Source organism: Halomonas sp. TD01 (assembly GCF_923868895.1).
In the GTDB taxonomy this organism is placed as follows: Bacteria; Pseudomonadota; Gammaproteobacteria; order Pseudomonadales; family Halomonadaceae; genus Vreelandella.
Window position 1 is genome coordinate 3,977,892 of sequence record NZ_OV350343.1, and the last position, 20,693, is coordinate 3,998,584.

The 20,693-nt window shown below is 51.2% G+C and carries 21 protein-coding genes; 6 read left to right on the top strand and 15 right to left on the bottom strand.

All coding sequences use genetic code 11. From position 1 onward, the window contains the following. Positions 1–4: 4 nt before the first annotated feature. Both L1X57_RS17975 and L1X57_RS17980 read right to left on the bottom strand, forming a co-directional pair. Complete coding sequence (locus tag L1X57_RS17975; protein WP_234667830.1) at positions 5–1,687, bottom strand: methyl-accepting chemotaxis protein; 1,683 nt, start codon at positions 1,685–1,687, stop codon at positions 5–7. Between the two features lie 8 nt (positions 1,688–1,695). Further along, a complete protein-coding gene (locus L1X57_RS17980; RefSeq protein ID WP_009722758.1) occupies positions 1,696–2,121 on the bottom strand; it encodes an arsenate reductase ArsC in 426 nt (141 codons plus the stop codon). A 154-nt stretch (positions 2,122–2,275) separates the two neighbouring features. Between L1X57_RS17980 and arsH the strand changes: the two genes are divergently transcribed. Genes arsH through L1X57_RS18005 form a run of 5 tightly spaced genes read left to right on the top strand, consistent with a single transcriptional unit; the run spans position 2,276 to position 5,531 of the window. After that, complete coding sequence (arsH, locus tag L1X57_RS17985; protein ID WP_009722757.1) at positions 2,276–2,995, top strand: arsenical resistance protein ArsH; 720 nt, start codon at positions 2,276–2,278, stop codon at positions 2,993–2,995. Between the two features lie 15 nt (positions 2,996–3,010). Continuing rightward, positions 3,011–4,078 (top strand): ACR3 family arsenite efflux transporter, encoded by a 1,068-nt coding sequence (gene arsB / locus L1X57_RS17990; protein WP_009722756.1) that lies wholly within the window; start codon positions 3,011–3,013, stop codon positions 4,076–4,078. Positions 4,079–4,093: 15 nt separating this feature from the next. Then, positions 4,094–4,768 carry an NADPH-dependent FMN reductase gene (locus L1X57_RS17995; protein ID WP_009722755.1) on the top strand — a complete coding sequence of 225 codons (675 nt, stop codon included), beginning with the start codon at positions 4,094–4,096 and terminating at the stop codon, positions 4,766–4,768. Positions 4,769–4,787: 19 nt separating this feature from the next. Continuing rightward, a complete protein-coding gene (gene arsC, locus L1X57_RS18000; protein WP_009722754.1) occupies positions 4,788–5,195 on the top strand; it encodes an arsenate reductase (glutaredoxin) in 408 nt (135 codons plus the stop codon). A 27-nt stretch (positions 5,196–5,222) separates the two neighbouring features. Continuing rightward, a complete protein-coding gene (locus tag L1X57_RS18005) occupies positions 5,223–5,531 on the top strand; it encodes a CC/Se motif family (seleno)protein (RefSeq protein ID WP_009722752.1) in 309 nt (102 codons plus the stop codon). On the opposite strand, the gene L1X57_RS18010 is transcribed toward L1X57_RS18005, so the two are convergent. The 9 genes from L1X57_RS18010 to L1X57_RS18050 form a co-directional block, all read right to left on the bottom strand. After that, complete coding sequence (locus L1X57_RS18010) at positions 5,496–6,656, bottom strand: MFS transporter (RefSeq protein WP_009722751.1); 1,161 nt, start codon at positions 6,654–6,656, stop codon at positions 5,496–5,498. The genes L1X57_RS18005 and L1X57_RS18010 overlap by 36 nt on opposite strands. After that, positions 6,653–7,864, bottom strand: coding sequence for an organoarsenical effux MFS transporter ArsJ (gene arsJ / locus L1X57_RS18015; protein WP_143759721.1), 1,212 nt, complete (start codon positions 7,862–7,864; stop codon positions 6,653–6,655). Before arsJ ends, L1X57_RS18010 begins: the two co-directional genes overlap by 4 nt. A 10-nt stretch (positions 7,865–7,874) precedes the next feature. Then, positions 7,875–8,921, bottom strand: a complete 1,047-nt coding sequence (locus tag L1X57_RS18020; RefSeq protein ID WP_009722749.1) for an ArsJ-associated glyceraldehyde-3-phosphate dehydrogenase — start codon at positions 8,919–8,921, stop codon at positions 7,875–7,877. Positions 8,922–9,042: 121 nt separating this feature from the next. Beyond that, entirely contained in the window at positions 9,043–9,882 is an 840-nt protein-coding gene (gene pstB / locus L1X57_RS18025) for a phosphate ABC transporter ATP-binding protein PstB (RefSeq protein WP_009722748.1), read from the bottom strand. A gap of 26 nt (positions 9,883–9,908) precedes the next feature. Then, a complete protein-coding gene (pstA, locus tag L1X57_RS18030) occupies positions 9,909–11,075 on the bottom strand; it encodes a phosphate ABC transporter permease PstA (RefSeq protein ID WP_009722747.1) in 1,167 nt (388 codons plus the stop codon). An 18-nt stretch (positions 11,076–11,093) separates the two neighbouring features. Further along, positions 11,094–12,344 carry a phosphate ABC transporter permease subunit PstC gene (pstC, locus tag L1X57_RS18035; RefSeq protein WP_009722746.1) on the bottom strand — a complete coding sequence of 417 codons (1,251 nt, stop codon included), beginning with the start codon at positions 12,342–12,344 and terminating at the stop codon, positions 11,094–11,096. Between the two features lie 151 nt (positions 12,345–12,495). Further along, the gene (locus L1X57_RS18040) at positions 12,496–13,509 is read right to left on the bottom strand and encodes a substrate-binding domain-containing protein (protein WP_009722745.1); all 1,014 of its coding nucleotides are present in this window, start codon (positions 13,507–13,509) and stop codon (positions 12,496–12,498) included. Between the two features lie 129 nt (positions 13,510–13,638). After that, positions 13,639–14,370, bottom strand: a complete 732-nt coding sequence (locus L1X57_RS18045) for a sulfite exporter TauE/SafE family protein (protein ID WP_009722744.1) — start codon at positions 14,368–14,370, stop codon at positions 13,639–13,641. A gap of 79 nt (positions 14,371–14,449) precedes the next feature. After that, entirely contained in the window at positions 14,450–15,643 is a 1,194-nt protein-coding gene (locus tag L1X57_RS18050; protein WP_009722743.1) for a Bcr/CflA family multidrug efflux MFS transporter, read from the bottom strand. A gap of 192 nt (positions 15,644–15,835) precedes the next feature. On the opposite strand from L1X57_RS18050, the gene tal reads away from it, so the two are divergent. After that, positions 15,836–16,774 (top strand): transaldolase, encoded by a 939-nt coding sequence (tal, locus tag L1X57_RS18055; protein ID WP_009722742.1) that lies wholly within the window; start codon positions 15,836–15,838, stop codon positions 16,772–16,774. A gap of 137 nt (positions 16,775–16,911) precedes the next feature. Here tal and L1X57_RS18060 read toward each other — a convergent pair whose 3' ends face one another. The 4 genes from L1X57_RS18060 to L1X57_RS18075 form a co-directional block, all read right to left on the bottom strand. Then, the gene (locus L1X57_RS18060) at positions 16,912–17,427 is read right to left on the bottom strand and encodes an STAS domain-containing protein (RefSeq protein WP_009722741.1); all 516 of its coding nucleotides are present in this window, start codon (positions 17,425–17,427) and stop codon (positions 16,912–16,914) included. Further along, complete coding sequence (locus L1X57_RS18065) at positions 17,417–18,610, bottom strand: PP2C family protein-serine/threonine phosphatase (RefSeq protein ID WP_009722740.1); 1,194 nt, start codon at positions 18,608–18,610, stop codon at positions 17,417–17,419. The genes L1X57_RS18060 and L1X57_RS18065 overlap by 11 nt, the downstream gene beginning before the upstream one ends. Before the next feature lie 8 nt (positions 18,611–18,618). Next, positions 18,619–19,419: an MlaA family lipoprotein gene (locus tag L1X57_RS18070; protein WP_009722739.1), complete on the bottom strand. Its 801-nt coding sequence runs from the start codon at positions 19,417–19,419 to the stop codon at positions 18,619–18,621. A gap of 76 nt (positions 19,420–19,495) precedes the next feature. After that, a complete protein-coding gene (locus tag L1X57_RS18075) occupies positions 19,496–20,617 on the bottom strand; it encodes a beta-ketoacyl-ACP synthase III (RefSeq protein WP_009722738.1) in 1,122 nt (373 codons plus the stop codon). Positions 20,618–20,693: the final 76 nt, after the last annotated feature.

Here is a 20,693-nt window from a genome sequence, read left to right on the forward strand (position 1 = left end):
CTGGTCATGCCAAGGCGCGCCCATCCTCCTTAGTGCCATAGGCTTCTGAAGTCGCTAATGTCTGCCAGTCCAACGACTTGAGTGTCTCTGCAGCATCGCTGACATCATCAAGATTACTGCTACGCTGATCCTCAGCCATGCGAAATTGGCCAGCATATTCACGCATTTGCAGAGCTTCTTGAGTTAGTCCTTCCGCACTTTGTGCCGCTTGATTGACCAGCCTCAACGTATCTTGGGTTGTCACATCAATTTGCGTGACCGCTCTATTCACTTCCTCAATACCACGCCGCTGCTCCTCAGACGCGCTGGCGATCCTCGCCATCAACTGCTCTACCTGAGTAGCCGACTGCATGATATCGCGCGTATGCTCACCCGCTTGCTGAGATAACTCACTCCCCTTTTCAACACTCTGACGAGATGCTTCAATACGTGACCGAATTTCATGTGCAGCATCAGCACTACGCGTTGCTAACGCTCGCACTTCGCTGGCTACCACCGCAAAGCCACGCCCGTGTTCACCAGCACGCGCCGCCTCAACAGAGGCGTTCAAAGCAAGAATATTCGTTTGGAAGGCAATGCTTTCAATCATTGAAATGATGCTTTGTATTTCTTCGGAGTGCTCGTTAATGGCCTGCATAGTCGCAATGAACTGGGCAATTACCTGATCGCCTTGCTGCGCTTTATGGGCAACACCCGTCGTTGCGTGACTCACATGCGCCGCACTTTCTGCATTCTGATTTACGGTTGCGGTTAACTGCTCAAGACTTGCCGCCATTTGTACAAGCGCTGACACTTGCGAGTCCGTTTGACCTGCCAATTGTTGGCTTTGAGCTGCCATTACCTGGCTATCGGTGTAAACCTGCTGACTGCTGTTATTAAGATGGTTAACCGTCGACGTCAGCGAATTTTGCATGTTCGCCAATTCACTAAACAACAGACCAATTTCATTAGCGGCATGGGCTTCAACAGGCGTTGATAAATCTCCCTTGGCAATGCGTTTAAAGTGCTGCGTTATTGCACGCAGAGGCTGCAATACATTGTTACGCACGCCCCATACCACTAACGCTATGACCAGCATTGCCACCACAACAACGCCAAGCACTCCCCAAAACAGGAGTGATGATACTTTTTGAAAGCGATCAAGCAGCCCAGCCCCCCGGGAGACCGAGTAACCGTAGAAAGCTTCGACAGTACTCACGAACTGCTGGCTACTCTCATCCACGCGGGACTCGCCAGAAAGGAAGCCTCGAACATCGCGCTCTTCCAGCATCATCATTTGCAAACTTAAATTATTATCAACCAGCGAGCGGAAATCATTCGCTAACTGATCCACGAGTTCAAGTCGCTCTTCCTCCGCAAAACTCGAGTGGAAATCGTTAAACCGGGCTGAAGCCGCACTCAATAAACTTCCTGCTTCTTCTAGCAAAGGTTCTGGACGATCAAAAGATGGGGTGCGAATTAGCTCTGCAGCCCGGTTCATTTGTATGCGGGCTCGCAGCAGCTGAGTATAGGCTCCGTTAAGCTCACGTACCTGATTCATATCTCGCTGCTGCAGCGACGTAAATGCCTCACGACCAAAGTGATTAGCAAACAACCCTAACCCACCAATCGCCAATATAAGACAGGTGAAGGTCACTAACACCAGAGCCCAGCTCGCTTTAACGCTTAAATTATTAATCATGCGCATAAAAGCTCTCAACCACGTGACTGGTCGTCAGCATGTAGGGGCAGCCACAACTGTAGACGCCGACGGATCTCTAATAGCGCTTGCTCATATGCATCTAACTTACTGATTAAGCGCGGATCACGAATATCCCAAAAAAGCACTTCTCGCGCGCGCCCTTGCCAGTCTCTGCAAACCTGTTGCGCCTTGTCGCATAGCACAATGACAAAATCAAAGTACTCGTCTTCAAACTCATCTAATGACTTACTACGCAATCCTTCAGTAGAAAGCCCTTGTTTGTGCAGCGCCTCTAACGTTAACGCATGAGGTTCATCTGGCTCGGAGCCTGCGCTAAAAGCATCAAAGCGATCACTTGCCATCTGGCGAAGCAGCGCTTCCCCCATCAGAGACCGTGCAGAATTGGCATTACAAAGAAACAGCACGCGGCGCTTTGGCATAAATAAACGACCTCTTGATGAGTGTAATTTCAACAATCTACGTCCTCAAGATGACGTCTTTATTGCAGTCTGCTGGTTACCGGTAGAAATATACGAAAAAACATATATCATAAGTGACATTAATCTCTCCTTCGATGCAAAAGGGACACCGCCCATGGCATTGCTTAACGATTTACCTAACGTGGACAGCCGTCTGTTTAAAGCACCCAATCAAGAAACGCTGCTGCTTCCCCCTAGTGATCAGCCTGCGCCCAAAATTCTGCTGCTCTACGGCTCACTACGTGAACGTTCGTTCAGTCGTTTGGCAGTTGAAGAGGCCGCTCGGCTACTCAATGCAATGGGGGCTAGTACAAAAATTTTTGATCCCCGTGGCTTACCTCTGCCTGATGCGGAAGATGCGAGCCATCCTAAAGTGGATGAGCTGCGTGCACTGGCACAGTGGGCCGATGGCATGGTGTGGTGCTCACCTGAGCGCCATGGTGCGATGACCGGCATTATGAAAGCACAAATAGACTGGATTCCTCTTGCGCTAGGTGGTGTTCGTCCCACCCAAGGTAAAACCCTTGCCGTGATGCAAGTGTGCGGTGGCTCCCAGTCGTTTAACACGGTGAATCAGCTGCGCATTTTAGGCCGCTGGATGCGTATGGTGACGATTCCTAACCAGTCATCGGTGCCTAAGGCTTTTATGGAGTTCGATGACAACGGCCGCATGAAACCTTCACCCTTTTATGACCGCATTGTTGATGTCATGGAAGAGCTGGTGAAATTCACCCTGCTGGTTCGTGAGCGTAGCGATCTGCTAACCGACCGCTACTCTGAACGTAAAGAGAGTGCCGAAGAAGTCTCCAAACGCGTCAATCAACGCGCTATTTGATCAGGGAGTGGTTTTATGACGACCCAGAGCAACTCTTCACCCACCAGCGCCGACATGGGGCTGTTTGAACGCTACCTTTCCGTATGGGTAGCGATTGCCATTGTTGCCGGGATTGCACTTGGGCAGTTCGCCCCTGCCGTGCCAGAGGTGTTATCACGGTTTGAGTATGCCCAGGTCTCCATTCCGATTGCCGTATTAATCTGGGCGATGATTTTTCCCATGATGGCGCAGATTGACTTCAGTGCTATTGCAGGAGTGCGCCGCCAGCCAAAGGGACTGACTATTACCACCACAGTCAACTGGCTGATTAAACCCTTCACGATGTTCGCTTTGGCCTGGCTGTTTTTCATGGTGATTTTTCGGCCATTTATTCCTGAGGAACTGGCCAGCCAATATCTGGCCGGTGCCATACTACTAGGGGCAGCACCTTGCACCGCGATGGTATTTGTATGGAGCTACCTGACCCGAGGCGACGCGGCTTACACCCTTGTTCAAGTGGCTTTGAACGACTTGATCATGCTGTTTGCCTTCGCACCGCTTGTGGTGCTGTTACTAGGAATCTCAAATATCCAAGTGCCATGGGACACGGTTATTTTATCCGTGGTGCTGTACATCGTGATTCCACTTGCGGCTGGCTACATCACCCGTAAAACACTGATCGCCAAGCGCGGTGCCGAATGGTACGACAACGTGTTTATGAAGCGCGTCGGTCCCATCACGCCCATCGGGTTAATCGTTACCCTGGTACTACTATTTGCCTTCCAAGGCGACGTTATTCTGAATAATCCCCTGCATATCGTATTAATCGCCATTCCGCTGATTATTCAAACGTTTTTGATCTTCTTTATCGCCTATGGCTGGGCCAAAGCGTGGAGTGTGCCGCACAACATCGCTGCTCCTGGCGCAATGATCGGCGCCAGCAATTTTTTTGAACTGGCGGTCGCAGCTGCCATTGCACTGTTTGGCTTACAGTCAGGCGCCGCGCTAGCCACGGTAGTTGGTGTTTTAGTTGAAGTACCACTTATGCTCGCGCTAGTACGCATTGCCAACAAAACGCGTCAGCATTTTCCTGAAAACGCATAATAAAGAGATACTCGGATGGCACATTACTTAGTTTTTCTCGGTTCAACTCGAACCTCTACGCCGCCCGCCCCTGCTCGCTTAGGCGAGCGGGTATCCCAGGCGTGCAAACGCCTACTTAGCTCGCTACCCGATACAACGGCAGAGGTTATAGACCCGCTAACGTTAGTAGACCTTAACGGCCCTTTTAAACCGCACTTTGCCTACGCAAAAACAGCGGTTCCCGATGATCTTGAAACCCTTGCTGGCAAAATTGAACAAGCCGATGGCTACGTGATGGTCAGCCCCGAATATAACCACGCCATGAGCCCGGCGCTGAGCCATTTGCTGAATCATTTTGGCGCGTCACTGTTTGCGTTTAAGCCTAGCGCCATCGTGACTTACTCCATGGGGCAATGGGGAGGCGCACGCGCCGCCGTTAGCATGCGCGCATTTCTATCTGAGCTTGGCTGCCTGCCAGTGTCCGCCATGGTTCATATACCCAAAGCCCAGGAAGCGCTGAACGACGATGGGCAATTTGCCCAGGAGCAAGAACGCTGGGAAAGCTATTTTGGGCGCACGTTGGGCCAATTAACGTGGTGGGCAGAAGCGGCCAAGGCTCACAAAGCCGAGCAAGACCCCGCAACGCTATCACCTGCGTTTAATAAATCGCCTGCTCAGCGTAATACGCCTAAAACCGACCCTTCCACCTAAGGAAGAGAGATAACTCACCATGTCAGTAACGATCTACCACAACCCTAACTGCGGTACTTCGCGCAATACGCTGGCAATGATAAAAGCGTCAGGCGAAGACCCCGAGGTGATTCACTACTTAGCAACACCGCCCAGCCGAGAGAGCTTAGTGGCGCTACTAGCGATGATGAAGATATCACCGCGAGAACTGCTACGCCAAAAGGGCACGCCCTATGATGAGCTCAAATTGGATGATCCTTCGCTAGACGATGATCAACTTATTGACGCCATGATAGCGCACCCGATTCTGATCAATCGCCCTATCGTCATTACCCCAAAAGGCGCACGACTATGCCGTCCATCCGAACGGGTATTGGAACTGCTTGAGCAGCCCATTGCACTCTTTACCAAAGAGGATGGCGAAACCATCTACTTTCCAGCGAGCTAATACCGGAACCATGGTACGGGGTAAACAATGAGTCATGTCATTGATGTCGACAGCAACGCAGTGGACTTCATCACACAACAAGGCGGTGTCGTCACTGTTCGTCTTTCCACCCGCCACGGCTGCTGCGGAGGGCTGACCAATCTAGCGGTAGCCGAAGCGCGATATCCAGATGACGCCCACCACTATCAACATCATACTCAAGATAGTATTTCGATTTATATTACCCCTGAACTGGCTGCTCAGGGGCTGCGCATTGGCGTTGAAGGCTGGTGGAAACTGCGCCATCTTTATGTGGATGGCTCAACCTTGCAACCGGGGCACGCGAACAATCAATAGTACTAGCGTCGCTCCCAGCATTAGCAGTGCCGTCAACCACAGCGCACCGGCACCTTTTTGCTCAATTAGCAGGCCAAACAGCAACGGCGCGAGCGCTTGTGAAGCACGAGCTGGGGCAATAATAAGCCCTTGCCGCTGCCCGAACCCTTTAGGACCAAATAACGCCAGAGGCAATGTACCGGAAGCAATGGTCATCATGCCGTTGCCCGCGCCATGCAGTAACGCAAAACCGGCTGCAGGCATACCGGCTACCGTTAACAATGCTGCGCCTAACGGATGGAGCGTGGTTGCCACACGTGCCGCCACCAAAGGATGACAGTGCCTGAGTAGTATAAACTCACCCATGCGAGCCGCTACCTGGGCAGGCCCCACAAGTGCAGCTGCCGCAACCGCGACTGGAAGTGACGCACCACCCTCTTGTAATAGCCTGGGAAGATGCGCCGCCATCGCCGTCGATACAAACCACCCGGCAGCAAACACATAAGCTAATAGCAGCATGGTTAAGCGGGGGCGGCCAGGCATCGGCGCATTTTGATCAGCCTCACTAAAGGCGCCACTGCTGGCCGCTCTAGGCAGACGGAAATTCAAAGGAGCACCTATCAATAAATGCGCCAATGCCCAACTGGCACAGGCAACGCGCCAGCCCCATTCATTTTCTAGCCATGCGGTAAGCGGCCAACCAATTGTGCTGGCAAATCCAGCGACCAGCGTGACACCAGTAATCGATGCCCTGGCTTGACGCCCCAGCAACCGGCCTAAGGTGGCAAAAGCGGCATCGTATAGCCCCATCGCCATCCCAATACCCGTCACCAGCCAGGCGAGCATTAACGAGGGTATGCCCTGAGACATGGCCATCATGCCAAGTGCTAGCGCCATTACGCCATTCGAAGCCATCAACACGCCTCGCCCGCCCTGCCTGTCGATCCATCGACCAACGCTAGGCCCGAGCATCGCGGTAAGCAGCAGGGCTGCTGAGAACGCGCCAAAGACCCAGCTGATTGAAATGCCCAATTCACGCGCCATCGGCACTGCAAGAATGGCGGGCAGATAATAGCTAGAAGCCCAGGCGAGGGTTTGCGCACTGCCTAATGTGAGTGTTAAACCAAACCTGGGCGAGCGAATCATGTGGCTTGTCTAGGCAACGCCAGTGCCATCAATGAACTGGCTGCCACTAAGGCCGCCGATACCCAAAGACAGGCGCTCAGCCCGTAAGCCATATACAACCAGCCTGACAGCAGCGTTCCAACCAAACGCCCCATGGCGTTGGCCATATAGTAGAAGCCAACATCCATCGAGACGCCATCGGCACGGGCATAATGAACAATCAGGTAACTATGCCAGCTGGAATTAATCGCAAACAGCACACCAAACGCTAAAAGCCCGACCACCAGCCAACCTACCTGCGCCAGCGGTAGTAACGCCAACAAAATCGCTAGTACCGCTAAAGCGGCTGCCCACCCTGCGGTTAGCGCGCGGGCATCCCCTTTAATCAATCGGGTAAGTTTAGGTGCCTGGGTTTGTACCCCACCGTAGCCAATAATCCATGCTGCCAGTAATCCCCCCACTGTCCAATGAGTCCAGCCGTGCTGGTCATATAAAAACACCGGCAACGCCACGACAAACCAGACATCCCTAGAAGCAAACAGGCAAAAGCGCGCCGCTGAAAGCACGTTGATGGCACGAGACTTGGAGAAAATCTCCAAAAACTTAGGCTTTACTTTTTGGCGCCCTAAGTCTGCTTTTAAGCGCCATAAAGAGACCAGTAATACCGCGCTCAGCATCACCGCCATAGCAATCACCGCGCCACGGAAACCAATCAGCGTTAGCAACACCCCACCGATAAAAAAGCCTAGACCTTTCAATGCATTTTTAGAGCCAGTCAGCATCGCTACCCAGCGGTAGAGAGAGCTATTGGCGTTGGCACTGTCTTTAGGCACCAGTACTTTGACCGCACTTTTAGCACTCATTTTATTTAAGTCTTTGGCGATGCCAGACAGCGCCTGCGCCGCCATCACCCAAACAACCGTGAGCATCCCTGCGGGCACCATCAGCATGGCAAGCGCAACAATTTGCAGCCCCAACCCCACATTCATCGTGCGGTTCAAGCCTAACCGCGCACCAAGCCAGCCACCTACCAAGTTGGTCACTACGCCAAACGCTTCATAGAACAGAAACAGCATGGCAATTTGCAGCGGCGAGTAACCTAGCTGATGGAAATACATCACCACCAGCATGCGCAGCGCGCCGTCGGTAATGGTAAACGCCCAGTAGTTGCCAGTGATCAGCATGTATTGACGCACCTCGAAAGGTAGCGCCTTTACGCGCGCGAACATCTTCAGCGAATCAGCCACGAGCCACCTGCTCACTAGCTATCTGCTCACCACCTACCATCAGAGCCAACTCAGCCGTGCGGTTAGCGTAGCCCCACTCGTTGTCATACCAGGCGTAAAGCTTAAGCTGGGTGCCGTTGACCACCATGGTAGAAAGCGCATCGATAATGGAGCTGCGCGGGTCGGTGCGGTAATCAATCGATACCAGCGGGCGCTCTTCATAACCCAAAATACCGGCAAGCTCTCCCTCCGCGGCCGCCTTCAGCGCCAGATTAACTTCTTCCGCCGTGACCGCGCGCTCAAGCTCAAACACCATATCGGTGAGCGATGCGTTGGCCAGCGGTACGCGAATGGCATGACCATTCAACTTGCCTTCCAATGCGGGAAAGATGGCAGTAATTGCTTTTGCAGAGCCTGTTGTTGTCGGAATCAAGCTCATACCGCAGGCACGGGCACGACGCAGGTCTTTATGCGGCGCATCCAGAATCGTTTGAGTGTTGGTAATGTCGTGTACCGTGGTCATCGAACCATGGCGAATACCAAAGGTTTCCTGAATCACTTTAACCACCGGTGCCAAACAGTTGGTCGTGCAGCTAGCGGCAGTCACGATTCGATGCTGAGCGGGGTTATAAAGATGATCATTAACACCTACCACAACGTTCAGCACGCCCTCTTCTTTAATCGGTGCACTCACCACTACGCGCGCAACGCCTTGATCAAGGTACGCCTGGAGCTTGGCGGTTTCTTTCATTTTACCCGAGCACTCGATGACCACGTCACAGGCAGACCAGTCACTGTCGGCAATCGCTTTATTGGCGCTAAACGCAACCGTTTTACCATCTAAAACAATCGCATCATCGGAAGCGGCAACCCCTTTGCCAGGAGACCAGTGGCCGTGTACCGAATCAAATTCAAGCAGATGGGCAAACGTTGCTGCATCGCCGCCGGGGTCGTTAATACGCACAAGCTCTACTACCCCTGCTTCCACTTCAGCCCACAGGCTGCGCAGTGCCAGACGACCAATACGACCAAATCCGTTAATACCGATACGTAATCCCATGGGGTCTCCTTCTAGATAAACAGTACAAAAAACCTAGCCCTAATATACGGAAAAACATATATTAAAGGCTAAAAAAACTGCCTGCAGATTAGCTAAAAACTAGTCTGCAGGCAGTGCTTGGTTAACCGTAACGACCGGAGATATAGTCTTCGGTTTTTTTCTGTGCAGGGGTTGAGAACATCACTTTGGTATCGTTGTACTCGATGATTTCTCCTAAGTGGAAAAATGCCGTGTAGTCGGCTACTCGTGCGGCTTGCTGCATATTATGCGTCACGGTAACAATGGTGAACTGCTCTTTCAGTTTATCCATCAGATCTTCGATCGTTGCTGTAGAGATCGGATCCAATGCAGAGGTAGGTTCATCCATTAAAATAACGTCCGGCTGAACGGCTATCGCCCGGGCAATACACAGACGCTGCTGCTGGCCACCGGATAATGAGGTACCTGGCTCCTGAAGTTTATCTTTCACTTCGTTCCACAGGCCTGCATCACGCAGTGCTTTCTCAACAAGCTCGTCCTGATCTGCCTTGCGACTTACTAGGTCATGCATACGCGGTGCGTAGGCAATGTTTTCGTAGATCGACTTAGGAAAAGGGTTCGGCTTCTGAAAGACCATGCCAACGCGACGTCGCAGCGCCACTTCATCCATCTTAGAAGCATTGACGTCCTGCCCATCCATTTCGACCAGCCCCTCGGTGTGAACGCTAGGAATCAGGTCATTCATGCGGTTAAGGCAGCGCAAAAAGGTCGATTTACCGCACCCCGAAGGGCCAATCAGCGCGGTCACATTCTTCTGAAACAGATCAATATTCAGTCCTTTTAACGCTTGGGTTTTGCCGTACCACAGGTTCAAATCGCGAACGCGGATACTTAAATCATGGCAAGCCTTTTCATTACGCGTATAAGGCTGCCCCACGTCGGGCAGGTTCTGCTGGTTCATTACAGGTGCATGGCTGTTCATAGTAATGTCCTCTATGACGTGCTGGCCTACCAGCGACGCTCAAATTTCTTACGTAGTACAACGGCAAAGGCGTTGAGTGAGATAAGTATGGTGAGCAGCACTAAAATACCGCCGGCGGTTTTTTCCACAAACGCCTGCTCTGGCTCACCTGACCAGGTAAATATTTGAGCTGGCATTACCGTTGCAGCATTAGTAAATGAGGCCCCCACATCAGGGATAAATGCCACCATACCAACAATAATCAGAGGAGCTGTTTCACCCATCGCCTGTGCCAAACCGATGATGGAACCGGTCATGATGCCAGGCATCGCCAAGGGAAGAACATGGTCACGAACTACCTGCCAACGTGAACACCCTACCCCAAACGCCGCATGACGAATAGAATCCGGCACGCTGCGCAGCGCCGTACGCGTAGAAATAATAATCACCGGCAGTGTCATTAGCGCCAAGGTCATACCACCTGCGAGAGGCGAAGAACGTGGCACTCCAAAGAAGTTGATAAAAATCGCCAAGCCCAACAAACCGAATAAAATCGAAGGTATTGCGGCTAGGTTATTGATATTGATTTCAATCGCTTGGGTAAAGCGGTTATCTGGCGCAAATTCTTCTAAATAAATCGCGGTCATTACGCCGATGGGAAACGCAATCAACAGGGTGACGATCATCGTCATCACCGTGCCAACAACAGCCGATAAAATACCAGCATTCTCGGCAATTTTTGAATCACCAGAGCCGAAGAACGTTTTATTAAAGCGTAAATCGACTTGACCTGCTGCTACGCGTTCGTCAATTTCCGCCTTTTCTTGATCACTAAGGCGGTTTCGATGCCCTTTTAGGTATTGGTCCACTTCACTATTTGCCAACATCCAGCGCTGTTCTGACGTGCCGATCAACTCAGGGTTATTACGCAGTTGAAGCGGGATAACTCGCACCACAGTGCGGCTAATCAGCGGTATCAAATCTTCATCAAATGCTTGGCGGCCATCGCGGCTAGCTTCTTCTGAATAACGAATTTCCGTATTGATATACGCCTGCTGAAAAGCGGGCAACCCTTTACTCAACATATCAGCAAAGAACAGCACCAAAAACAGACCTGCTAAACCCAGCGCCCCCATGGATACCCACTTCAGGCGTGCCGACTTACGGTGACGCCGCTTAAGCTGCTGGCTGATCTCGTCAAAAGTATGGCTCATCGAATCAGTTCCTCGGCGTTACAGGTTATTTACGCGGTATTTTTCACGGAAGCGGCGAATCATTAAGACTGACACTAGGTTGAGCGTCAGTGTCACCGCGAACAGCACCAAGCCCAGGGCAAACGCTGAGAGCGTTTCGGCACTTTCAAATTCCTGATCACCAGTGAGAGCCGCCACAATGCGCACAGTCACCGTCGTCATGTCCTCTAATGGATTAGCTGTCAGATTCGGTCGCATACCCGCGGCCATCACCACAATCATCGTTTCGCCCAGCGCTCGTGACATACCAAGCAATGACGCGGAGATAATTCCTGGTAAGGCAGCAGGTATCACAACATCACGGATGGTTTCACCTTTGGTCATACCCAATGCGAGCGAACCTTGGCGCATACTGTCTGGTACAGAGTTAATGACGTCGTCAGAAAGTGATGAGATAAACGGGATAATCATAATTCCCATCACTACACCGGGTGCGACGGCATTGTTATAAGAGGCATCTAAACCAAAGAACCCCGCAATGTTTACTATAATTGGGGCAACGGTAATGGCAGCAAAGAAGCCATACACCACGGTTGGAATGCCCGCTAACACTTCAAGTACAGGCTTAGCGACAGTTCGAACCCTAGCAGGCGCATATTCCGACATATAAATAGCAGAGAGCAGTCCGACCGGCACTGCCACCAACATCGCAATAGCGGTGATCATAAAGGTGCCCGCAAATAGCGGCACTGAACCAAACTCTGCACCACTGCCGTCACCACGTCCTGCCGATGCTAAAAAGCTCGCACCTGGATTCCATGTTGTGCCGGTAATGAACTCCCAGAAGCTATGCATCTGAAAAAAGCGTAAAGCTTCTGAAATAATTGAGAACAGTATTCCGAAGGTTGTGAAAATCGAGATTAGAGCCGCGCCAGCTAGAATCCACCGGATAACGCGTTCAATGGCTTGGCGCGCGTGGAACTGAGGTTTTACCTGAGCAACACCTACGGCGAGACCGGCGGCGGCCACCACAAGACTAGCGGCAAACAAATACAACGGGGGAATATCAGCGCCTAGCAGTAATAAAAGCAAAGAGCCGACCGCACCCACTAACACTGCTGGTCCTGCCGTTGAGAGGACAGCAAACCATGCATACTGATCTGGCTGCGCATACATCGCAGTACCTGACGCGCGTACACGGGAAGCCTTTGCGCGGCCAATAAAGAAGGCCACTAGCCCAAGCAGCAAGAGCACAGTGCAAAAGAGTAGAAGTAGCTGGTTAGTTTGCATCGAATTTCTCTCGCATCACCTAATGAAATCGTGTTGGCGACCACTTTGGAGTAAAAACATGACAGCAATGTGACAAACGCCAAGTTAAAGCCAACTCAAACTAAAAGGCCGGTAGCTTGTGCTACCGGCCTCTTATATTAAGCGTTCTAACTTACTTCAGGTCTTCAACAGTTAACTGGGCACGATCAGCAACGCGCTGACGAGCTTGCTCACGCTCAGCTTCGGGCAGCGGGATTAGTCCGATGTCAACTAGATAGCCATCATTACCAATCATAAGCTCTTCCATAAACATGTTGGCATAGTCATACATTGGTGGCACTTCGTCAGCGTGCTGGTTCTTGAGGTAGAACCACAGTGAGCGAGCAACCGGGTATTCGCCAGAACTAATAGCTTCAACTTCTGGTTCAACGCTATTGATAGACGCGCCCTGGATAGTATCCGGGTTTTCAGTCAAGAAAGAGTATCCAAAGATACCGAACGCTTTAGTATCTTCAGACAAACGCTGAACGATCAAGTTATCGTTTTCGCCTGCATCGATATAAACGCCGTCTGAGCGGATTTCGGTATAACCTTCGTCACCGTAGGCACCCATCTCTTCAGAGACAACTTCCATTACCAGCTCTTCAAAAGCATCGCGGGTTCCAGAGGTCGTGGGCGGCCCATAGATAGAGATCTCACGATCCGGTAGAGAATCGTCGATTTCACTCCAGTTGGTGTAAGGGTTATCAACCAGCTCACCATCAACGGGGACCTGAGCGGCAACTGCTAGGAAAATATGTTCTAGGGTAAAGTCTGCTGCGTCGTTTTCAACTGATTGTCCAAGAACGATACCGTCAGAACCGATTTTAGCTTCGGTGATATCGGTAACGCCGTTCTCTTCACAGCGCTCAAATTCAGATGGCTTCATACGACGTGAAGCATTGGTGATATCGGGCGTGCCTTCACCTACACCATTACAGAACAAGCGCAAACCGCCACCCGAACCTGTCGACTCAATCACAGGTGTAGGGTTACCGGTAGTCGCACCGAACTCTTCAGTAACGTAGCTGGCAAACGGATAAACGGTACTGGAACCTACGATGCGGATCTGGTCACGAGCCTGGGCAACACCGGCAACGCTCATTACGGCAGCCGCTATCACGGTCGTTTTTAGAATACGGTTCATGCGAAATACTCCTGTCGATGTAAGGTTTTGGCCTTCGCAAGACGTACTTTGCACCGCTTCGATGACAACTTTGTGACACGACGTGACATCACAAAAATTTTTAATCCGAGGTACCGCATAACACTAGTACTAAATTAACAGCCCCAACGCAGCCAACGTACATAACCCAAGCGAGGCGCCTTGCAGTAACCGCCTATCCAACCGGTGGGCAACCGCGTCTGCCAGCCCATTACCGATCAACACGGCAGGTAGAAACGTCAATGCCAATTTAAAATGCCAAGCGGACACTTGGCCTGCGAACGCTAATGTGGTGAGCGTTAAAAGAGACGTCAAAATAAAGAAAGCGGCTAAATTGCCGCGCAGGCGATCCGGTGGAAAACCATGCATTAGCAAAACGATGGGAGGGCCACCGATGGCAGCCACCGTGCCGAAGATTCCTGACAGCACGCCTGCCAGGAACAGCGTCACACGGTTCACGGGGGGATGAAAACGAAACAGCGTTACTATCACAGCAAACAACACGATAGCGGCGATCAGTTTTTCGAGCACCACTAACGGAGCAGTTAACAATAACCAAATGCCCAGCGCATTCCCCGGCAAGCGTCCAATCAATGCAATGCCAATAGCATCCATGCGTATTTCTTGCCAGTAGTGGCGCACCATCAGCAACGAAACAGTGAATCCAAACAGTACGAGAACAACCGGCACCAAGCGCGGCTCTAGCATCAATAGTAGCGGCGCCCCTACCACCGCCAAACCGAAACCTGTCGCACGCTGTACGAAAGCACCCAGCATCAATACAGCTGAACAGGCTAGCCATACGCCAAGTGGCATGTTAACCCACGCCAGTAGGCTATTCATCTAAACCGATCATCCTAGCCTTTCGAGTTGGAACACATCATTAGCACGAGTCATCAGTACGAATCATCAATACCAACCATCAATACGAGTCACCGAACGCGGGCTTTCTTGTCAGCTTTCGGACGCCAATATTACCTAGTAGCGCGGCCCCTAGCATAGTGAGCACCATTGGCCACAGGTGCTCTACCTGGAACAAGCCCACCAGCACCCCAGCAATTGCCCCACAACTAAACTGGATGCCACCCAACAATGCAGTTGCCGTGGCACTGATATGTCCAAAATGATCCAATAACGCAGAAATGGCATTAGGCGTGATCAAACCAATCATGCCGGTAAACAGCATGATCAAGGGAACCACAACATATAGCGACGCCAGATTAAGCGCTGTCGCGATAACCAGCCCCAACGCTGCAATTAACTGAATCGTTAACCCCAATCGTAAATTCTGTTGTGGCGAGCGCTTACGCAGCAAATGAATATTGACGCGATTAGACAGCGCAATCACGAGCACATTGACGCCAAATACCATTGGGTAAACGCTAGGCGATAGCGAGAAGTAGTCTAGGTATAAAAATGGAGAGGCGGTTACAAAAGCAAACAGCCCAGCGAATGAAGCTGCGACAGCGCAAATGTAGCCCATCCCCTCTTTATGACGTAGCACACTGGCGTAATTGCGTATAACTTGGCGGGGCGAAGCTGCGGGTAAGTTAGTATCTCGTGTTTCGGGTAAACGCGTACCTAGCAGCCAAAGCAAAAACCCTGCGTAAGCGGCCAAAAATACAAATATCAGCCACCAACCCGCAATGTGCAGCAAGACACTACCCACGGCAGGTGCCACCAATGGCGCAAGCATCATGATCATAGCCATCGTTGACATGACTTTAGCGGCTTCACGTCCGCTGAAACAGTCGCGCACAATCGCCGCTGAGTTCACCACACAAGCGCCGCCGCCCAGTGCTTGAATAAATCGCCACACCAGCAAAGAGGTCAAACTATCGACGGTGGTGATCATTAAGCTCGCGAGCATAAACACCACCAAGCCACTGAGCAAAACAGGCTTACGCCCCACCCTGTCCGATAGCGGCCCAAAGCACAGCTGACCTATTGCGAACCCAAATAAAAACATACTGATAGAGAGTTCAGTATGGTGAATACTCGCGTTGATGTTTTCTGCCAGTATCCCCATGGCCGGTAAATAAGCATCAATTGCAAACGGCGCAAGCGCTGTATTGGCCGCCACCAACAGCGCCACCCGACGAGGATTAAGTTCCATAAACATCCTTGAAGTAGGCATTAGACAGCGGAGAATGCCGCTGAATTGATAGGCCGCTAATCATAATCGATTTCAATTCATTTGTCGGTCACTGTTCGTCGCGCAATGCCCTTGCTAAAGTAGCCAAATGACAACTGTCACAACGACAACTAGCTCAACGACAACTAGCTCAACGACAACAAGGAACGATGCATGGCCACTAGCCTACTAACTCAATTAAAAGAGATGACCACGGTTGTCGCTGACACCGGCGACCTTGAGGCTATCCGCCGCTTTCAACCGCAAGATGCCACAACCAACCCCTCGCTTATCTTGCAAGCTGCCCAGCAAGAAGACCGACGCGCACGACTTGCCAGCATTGCCAAAGAAAGCACCGACCTTGAAGACGCGGTAGATCGCGTGGCTGTCGATATTGGTAGCGAAATCAGTGAACTGGTACCTGGCTACGTTTCGACTGAAGTCAGTGCCCGACTATCGTTTGACCGTGATGCCACCATTGCCAAAGCGCACTCATTGATTGAGCGATACGCCCAGCATGGAGTAGGCCCAGAGCGTATTTTGATCAAAATGGCGTCGACATGGGAAGGTATCCAAGCCGCTCGCCAACTTGAACGCGATGGTATTCGCACTAACTTAACTCTGTTATTTGGCTTCGCCCAGGCGCAGGCCTGTGCAGATGCTGGCGCAACACTTATTTCACCGTTCGTAGGCCGTATTCTCGACTGGCATAAAGCCAAAGATCCTGACACGGATTTTAGTGGCGCCAATGATCCAGGCGTGCGGTCTGTTAAGCGCATTTACGACTACTACAAAGGCCATGGCTACCCCACCATCGTTATGGGCGCAAGCTTCAGAAACGTGGGTGAGATTCAGGCACTCGCCGGCTGTGATCGTTTGACGATATCCCCCGCACTACTAAACGAGTTAGACGAACTAAAAGGCGAGTTGCCGCAACAGCTCATTCCTCAGGCGGCTAGCAGCGCACCGAGTGAAGCGTTATCGCAGGCAGATTTCCGCTGGGCGATGAATGAAGATGAGATGGCGACGGACAAACTGGCAGAAGGTATTCGCAAGTTTATGGCCGACCAACGCAAGCTCGAAGAACTGCTCAGTAAGCTTCGCAGCGACTAATTCGATTGCTAACTACGCTGCCCTATTGACATAAAAATAACCGGCAACAAAATCAAAAAGGCCCTCTAGGATTTTTTCTTAGGGGGCCTTTTTTAGTTGATGCTTTGCTCTTTAAACTTACATGTTGATGAAGCGCATTAGTGAATCGTTGAGTTTTGCGCTTCGAGCATTTCCACCAGCGGTTGAAACTGCTCGCGGTTATGCTCGTTCATATGCATCAGAATTCGATGAGCCTCTAAAATACGTTCGCGCAGGCCCTCCTCGTCAGCAGGCTCAGCAGGCAACTCTTCTAGCGCCGTTGTTAGTTTCGACGCTTGCTGCAAAGGCGCTTCCATCAACGTAAAAAAGCGCGCAAACCCCATCACATCCAGCATTTTTCGTACATCTGGATTATCAGCAATGATAGTGGGTGGATGCTCTAAACGCCCTTTCACCGCCATAGCAACTTTGGCAAGAAAGCCCAACGCTGTCGAATCAACATTCGTTGCTTCGCGCAGGTCGATCATCACTGCCATTAGCCCAGGCGTTTCAGCAAGGCGCTGCGCTTGGGTATCAAGCGTGGCGCACAGCGTTAAGCGCACGTCACCACATAATTTTAAAACAAAAACACCGGAGTCGAACGCCGCTTTAATGCGGCCTTCTTCAATCAGCATGACCAAATCCGCTCACCATCATGATTGTCAGGTCGTCGGGTAAAGCATCGCGGTCTTGGTTCGCCTCATTATCCGCATCGCCTTCTATAAGGAGGGAGTTGGTGTTGGCTAGCCGGTCGCGCAACTGCTCAAGCGTGACACTTTCGCTTACTAATTGCTCAAGTTCCTTGAGCCGCGTGTCGAGCGTCTTACCCGGCAAGCATTCCAATACACCGTCTGAACACAGCCATAAATGAAAATCGGCCGGTAAAGTACAGCTGAGCGAAGGATACTCTACATCTGGAAAAAGACCTACTGGCATTCCTTCACCTGCCAGACGCACTAGCTTACCACCAGACACTAGCAATGGCATAGGAAGCTGTGCACCGAGCGAATAGTGAAGTGTTCGCGCCTCGTGGTCAATAACACCAACAAACAAGGTCGCGTGTTTGCCAATATCAGTATCCTGCAATTCTCGGTTTAATGCCGCCAACCAGTTGGGTGCCAACCGTTCTGGCGATTGACCATCCCACTCATTAAGCCACCGGTTACACAGATACTTGAGCAACACGGTAACAAACGCAGATGACGCACCATGACCCGATACATCGGCAAAGTAGAACGCGCTATAGCGATCGTTATAGCGCTGATAGTCAAGGAAATCTCCTGACAAATATAGCGATGGGGCAAACCAGTAATCGTAGTACACACCGTTGATTATTTTGGGATGAACAGGCAGTAAACGTCGCTGAATATGCCCACCGCTCTGTTGATCCATCCTCAGCAAGGCCAAGTGCGTTTCAAGGCTTTCGTTTAATTCAGCCAGCCGCTCTCGGTCTCGATCTCGCTCCTGAGCCAATGTGTGCAGCTCAATGGCTTTGCGAATCATCCGGCGCAACAATTCTGCGTGGCGCAGCGGGTGGACAATATAGTCAACCAAACCAACGTCAACGGCTTTGATTAAGTCCGCGTCCTGACGAGAATCACTGACGACTAAGGTAGGCAAACGATGGGTTAGCTGCGACCACTGCTGGCGCGGCACTGCTCTTGCATGAGCCACGATAAGCGCGGTGTCAGCGGGCAAATTGTCAATATTTTCCGCTGCAAATACCCATAAGCCATCACACGTAATCGCTTCTGCTAGCGCGTCACGCTCTTGCCCCGGCTCATCGATCACCGCGATCAACTGCTTGGAATGATCCATATTAAGCCTCAATCGGCGAAATCGTCGTCACCAAAGTCGGTATCGTCGAATTCAAAATCGTCCATGGCAAATGGGTCATCCCCAAGCTCACCATCATTAATTTCAAACTGACGGCGTTGTAAGTAGGCATCACGAATAAAGCGGTAACGGTCGCCACTAATTAACGCTTCTTGATCAAGTAGCCCTGCGCGAATATGAATAATATCCAGTGCCGTCAAACCAGCCCTAAGTGTATGGTCATCCATATAAGTAATAGGATGGGCAGCAATATCAAAGGGTAACCCAGTGGTGTCTCTTAATGTTCCAGGACCGAGCAACGGTAATACCAAATAACGCGACTCATCCCACCCCCACACCGCCAGTGTTTGACCAAAATCTTCCTTATCGGCATTGATTTCCATCAACGTAGCGTAATCTAACAGCCCGCCTATACCAACGGTCGAGTTGATTAAAAAGCGTGAAGTGGCAAGCCCCGCATTAGCGGGCTTGCCTTGGAGCAAACTGTTTAACGCGGTACGCACGTCGCTGAGGTTGGAGAAAAAATTACCTACCCCAGTTTGCACAGGATCGGGAGTAACCGTCTGATAACCTTTAGCTATTGGCTTTAACGTATAGCGGTCTAACACGTCATTAAACGCAAACACGCGGCGGTTAAACCCTTCCCAAGGATCTTCAGGATGGGCTTGTTCGCCAATATTTGCCCCTGAACTGGCACACCCACTCATGCTTAATACGGCTAGCAGCAAGACAGGCAATCCCTTGTAGCGCCAACTAAATGCGCTTTTGTGCTTTGCTAACAACCCAAGCATGGTAGTTCCTCTTTCAACATGTGTGGCGTGTAGCTCGTCGCATTTCACGCCTAAAGACAATGAACAGAAAGCACTGTTATTGACGACGTACAACAACACTACCGGCGCTGTAACCTGCGCCGAACGAACAAATCACACCAATATCGCCACTTTCTAACTGTTCACGATGCAGGTGAAAGGCAATAATCGATCCCGCTGAGCTGGTATTAGCATAGCGATCAAGAATAATTGGCGCTTGCGCTTCGCTGGGCTCAACACCTAGTACTTTCCGCGCGATCAGGTCATTCATATGCTGATTAGCCTGATGCAGCCACATGCGTTTCAAATCACTTCCAGAGAGTTCTAAAGAGGCCAAATGACTCGAAATCAGTTGAGCCACCATGGGGCATACTTCTCGGAAAACCCGTCGCCCTTCTTGTACAAATAACTTATCCAACGCCAGTGGGTCACTGTCGGTGACGCGATTCAAGAAGCCTGCGTTGTTACGAATCGCATTAGAGAACTTCGTCACTAGACGCGTCCCTAATATTTCATATTGCTCATCTGCCACAGCACAATCACTGCTTTCCAATACCATGGCTGTACAAGCATCGCCAAAAATAAAGTGGCTATCGCGATCTGTAAAGTTGAGATGCGCCGAGCAGATTTCCGGATTTACGATGAGTGCCCGCTTCACGCTACCGGATGCAATCGCATTGGCCGCTGTTTCAAGTGCAAACGTGGCTGAGCTACAGGCTACATTCATATCGAAACCGTAACCGCTGGTACCTAACGCTTGCTGAACTTCGACAGCCACTGCTGGATAGGCACGCTCTAGGTTTGAACACGCCACGATGACAAGCTCGATATCTGCGGCATCGACGTTGGCTGCCGCCAATGCTTGGCGCGCCGCCTGGGTAGCCATGCCACACTGAATAGACGGCTCGTCATTGCTACGCTGAGGCAGTTTAGGCCGCATGCGCGCTGGGTCAAGAATTCCCGAGGCATCCAGCACGTAACGACTTTTAATACCGGATGCTTTTTCAATAAACTCGCTACTGGAGTGTGACAACGGCTCTCGTTCACCACGTGCGATTGCATCAGCATACTGAGCATTTTGGCTGTCTACCCACGCGTTAAATGCTGTTACCAGCGACGCGTTATCAATGGCGTGTTCCGGCGTATAGAGTCCTGTACCGGTAATCACCACATGTGTCATGCCTTTCTCCTTTTAGCGGCTTACTGAGAGTCGCTGGCTGTCAATCGATGTTGTCATCTTGGTGCATTGGCTTAAA

Bases quoted from the DNA above. Each gene is read 5' to 3' on its own strand.
- L1X57_RS18075 (WP_009722738.1), bottom strand. From the start codon at position 20,617: ATGACACATGTGGTGATTACCGGTACAGGACTCTATACGCCGGAACAC.
- pstB (WP_009722748.1), bottom strand. From the start codon at position 9,882: ATGAACAGCCATGCACCTGTAATGAACCAGCAGAACCTGCCCGACGTG.
- pstA (WP_009722747.1), bottom strand. From the start codon at position 11,075: ATGAGCCATACTTTTGACGAGATCAGCCAGCAGCTTAAGCGGCGTCAC.
- L1X57_RS17995 (WP_009722755.1), top strand. From the start codon at position 4,094: ATGGCACATTACTTAGTTTTTCTCGGTTCAACTCGAACCTCTACGCCG.
- L1X57_RS18065 (WP_009722740.1), bottom strand. From the start codon at position 18,610: ATGGATCATTCCAAGCAGTTGATCGCGGTGATCGATGAGCCGGGGCAA.
- arsB (WP_009722756.1), top strand. From the start codon at position 3,011: ATGACGACCCAGAGCAACTCTTCACCCACCAGCGCCGACATGGGGCTG.
- tal (WP_009722742.1), top strand. From the start codon at position 15,836: ATGGCCACTAGCCTACTAACTCAATTAAAAGAGATGACCACGGTTGTC.
- L1X57_RS18040 (WP_009722745.1), bottom strand. From the start codon at position 13,509: ATGAACCGTATTCTAAAAACGACCGTGATAGCGGCTGCCGTAATGAGC.
- L1X57_RS17975 (WP_234667830.1), bottom strand. From the start codon at position 1,687: ATGCGCATGATTAATAATTTAAGCGTTAAAGCGAGCTGGGCTCTGGTG.
- L1X57_RS17980 (WP_009722758.1), bottom strand. From the start codon at position 2,121: ATGCCAAAGCGCCGCGTGCTGTTTCTTTGTAATGCCAATTCTGCACGG.
- L1X57_RS18070 (WP_009722739.1), bottom strand. From the start codon at position 19,419: ATGCTTGGGTTGTTAGCAAAGCACAAAAGCGCATTTAGTTGGCGCTAC.
- L1X57_RS18020 (WP_009722749.1), bottom strand. From the start codon at position 8,921: ATGGGATTACGTATCGGTATTAACGGATTTGGTCGTATTGGTCGTCTG.
- L1X57_RS18005 (WP_009722752.1), top strand. From the start codon at position 5,223: ATGAGTCATGTCATTGATGTCGACAGCAACGCAGTGGACTTCATCACA.
- arsH (WP_009722757.1), top strand. From the start codon at position 2,276: ATGGCATTGCTTAACGATTTACCTAACGTGGACAGCCGTCTGTTTAAA.
- L1X57_RS18050 (WP_009722743.1), bottom strand. From the start codon at position 15,643: ATGGAACTTAATCCTCGTCGGGTGGCGCTGTTGGTGGCGGCCAATACA.
- L1X57_RS18045 (WP_009722744.1), bottom strand. From the start codon at position 14,370: ATGAATAGCCTACTGGCGTGGGTTAACATGCCACTTGGCGTATGGCTA.
- L1X57_RS18060 (WP_009722741.1), bottom strand. From the start codon at position 17,427: ATGCTGATTGAAGAAGGCCGCATTAAAGCGGCGTTCGACTCCGGTGTT.
- pstC (WP_009722746.1), bottom strand. From the start codon at position 12,344: ATGCAAACTAACCAGCTACTTCTACTCTTTTGCACTGTGCTCTTGCTG.
- arsC (WP_009722754.1), top strand. From the start codon at position 4,788: ATGTCAGTAACGATCTACCACAACCCTAACTGCGGTACTTCGCGCAAT.
- arsJ (WP_143759721.1), bottom strand. From the start codon at position 7,864: ATGTTCGCGCGCGTAAAGGCGCTACCTTTCGAGGTGCGTCAATACATG.
- L1X57_RS18010 (WP_009722751.1), bottom strand. From the start codon at position 6,656: ATGATTCGCTCGCCCAGGTTTGGTTTAACACTCACATTAGGCAGTGCG.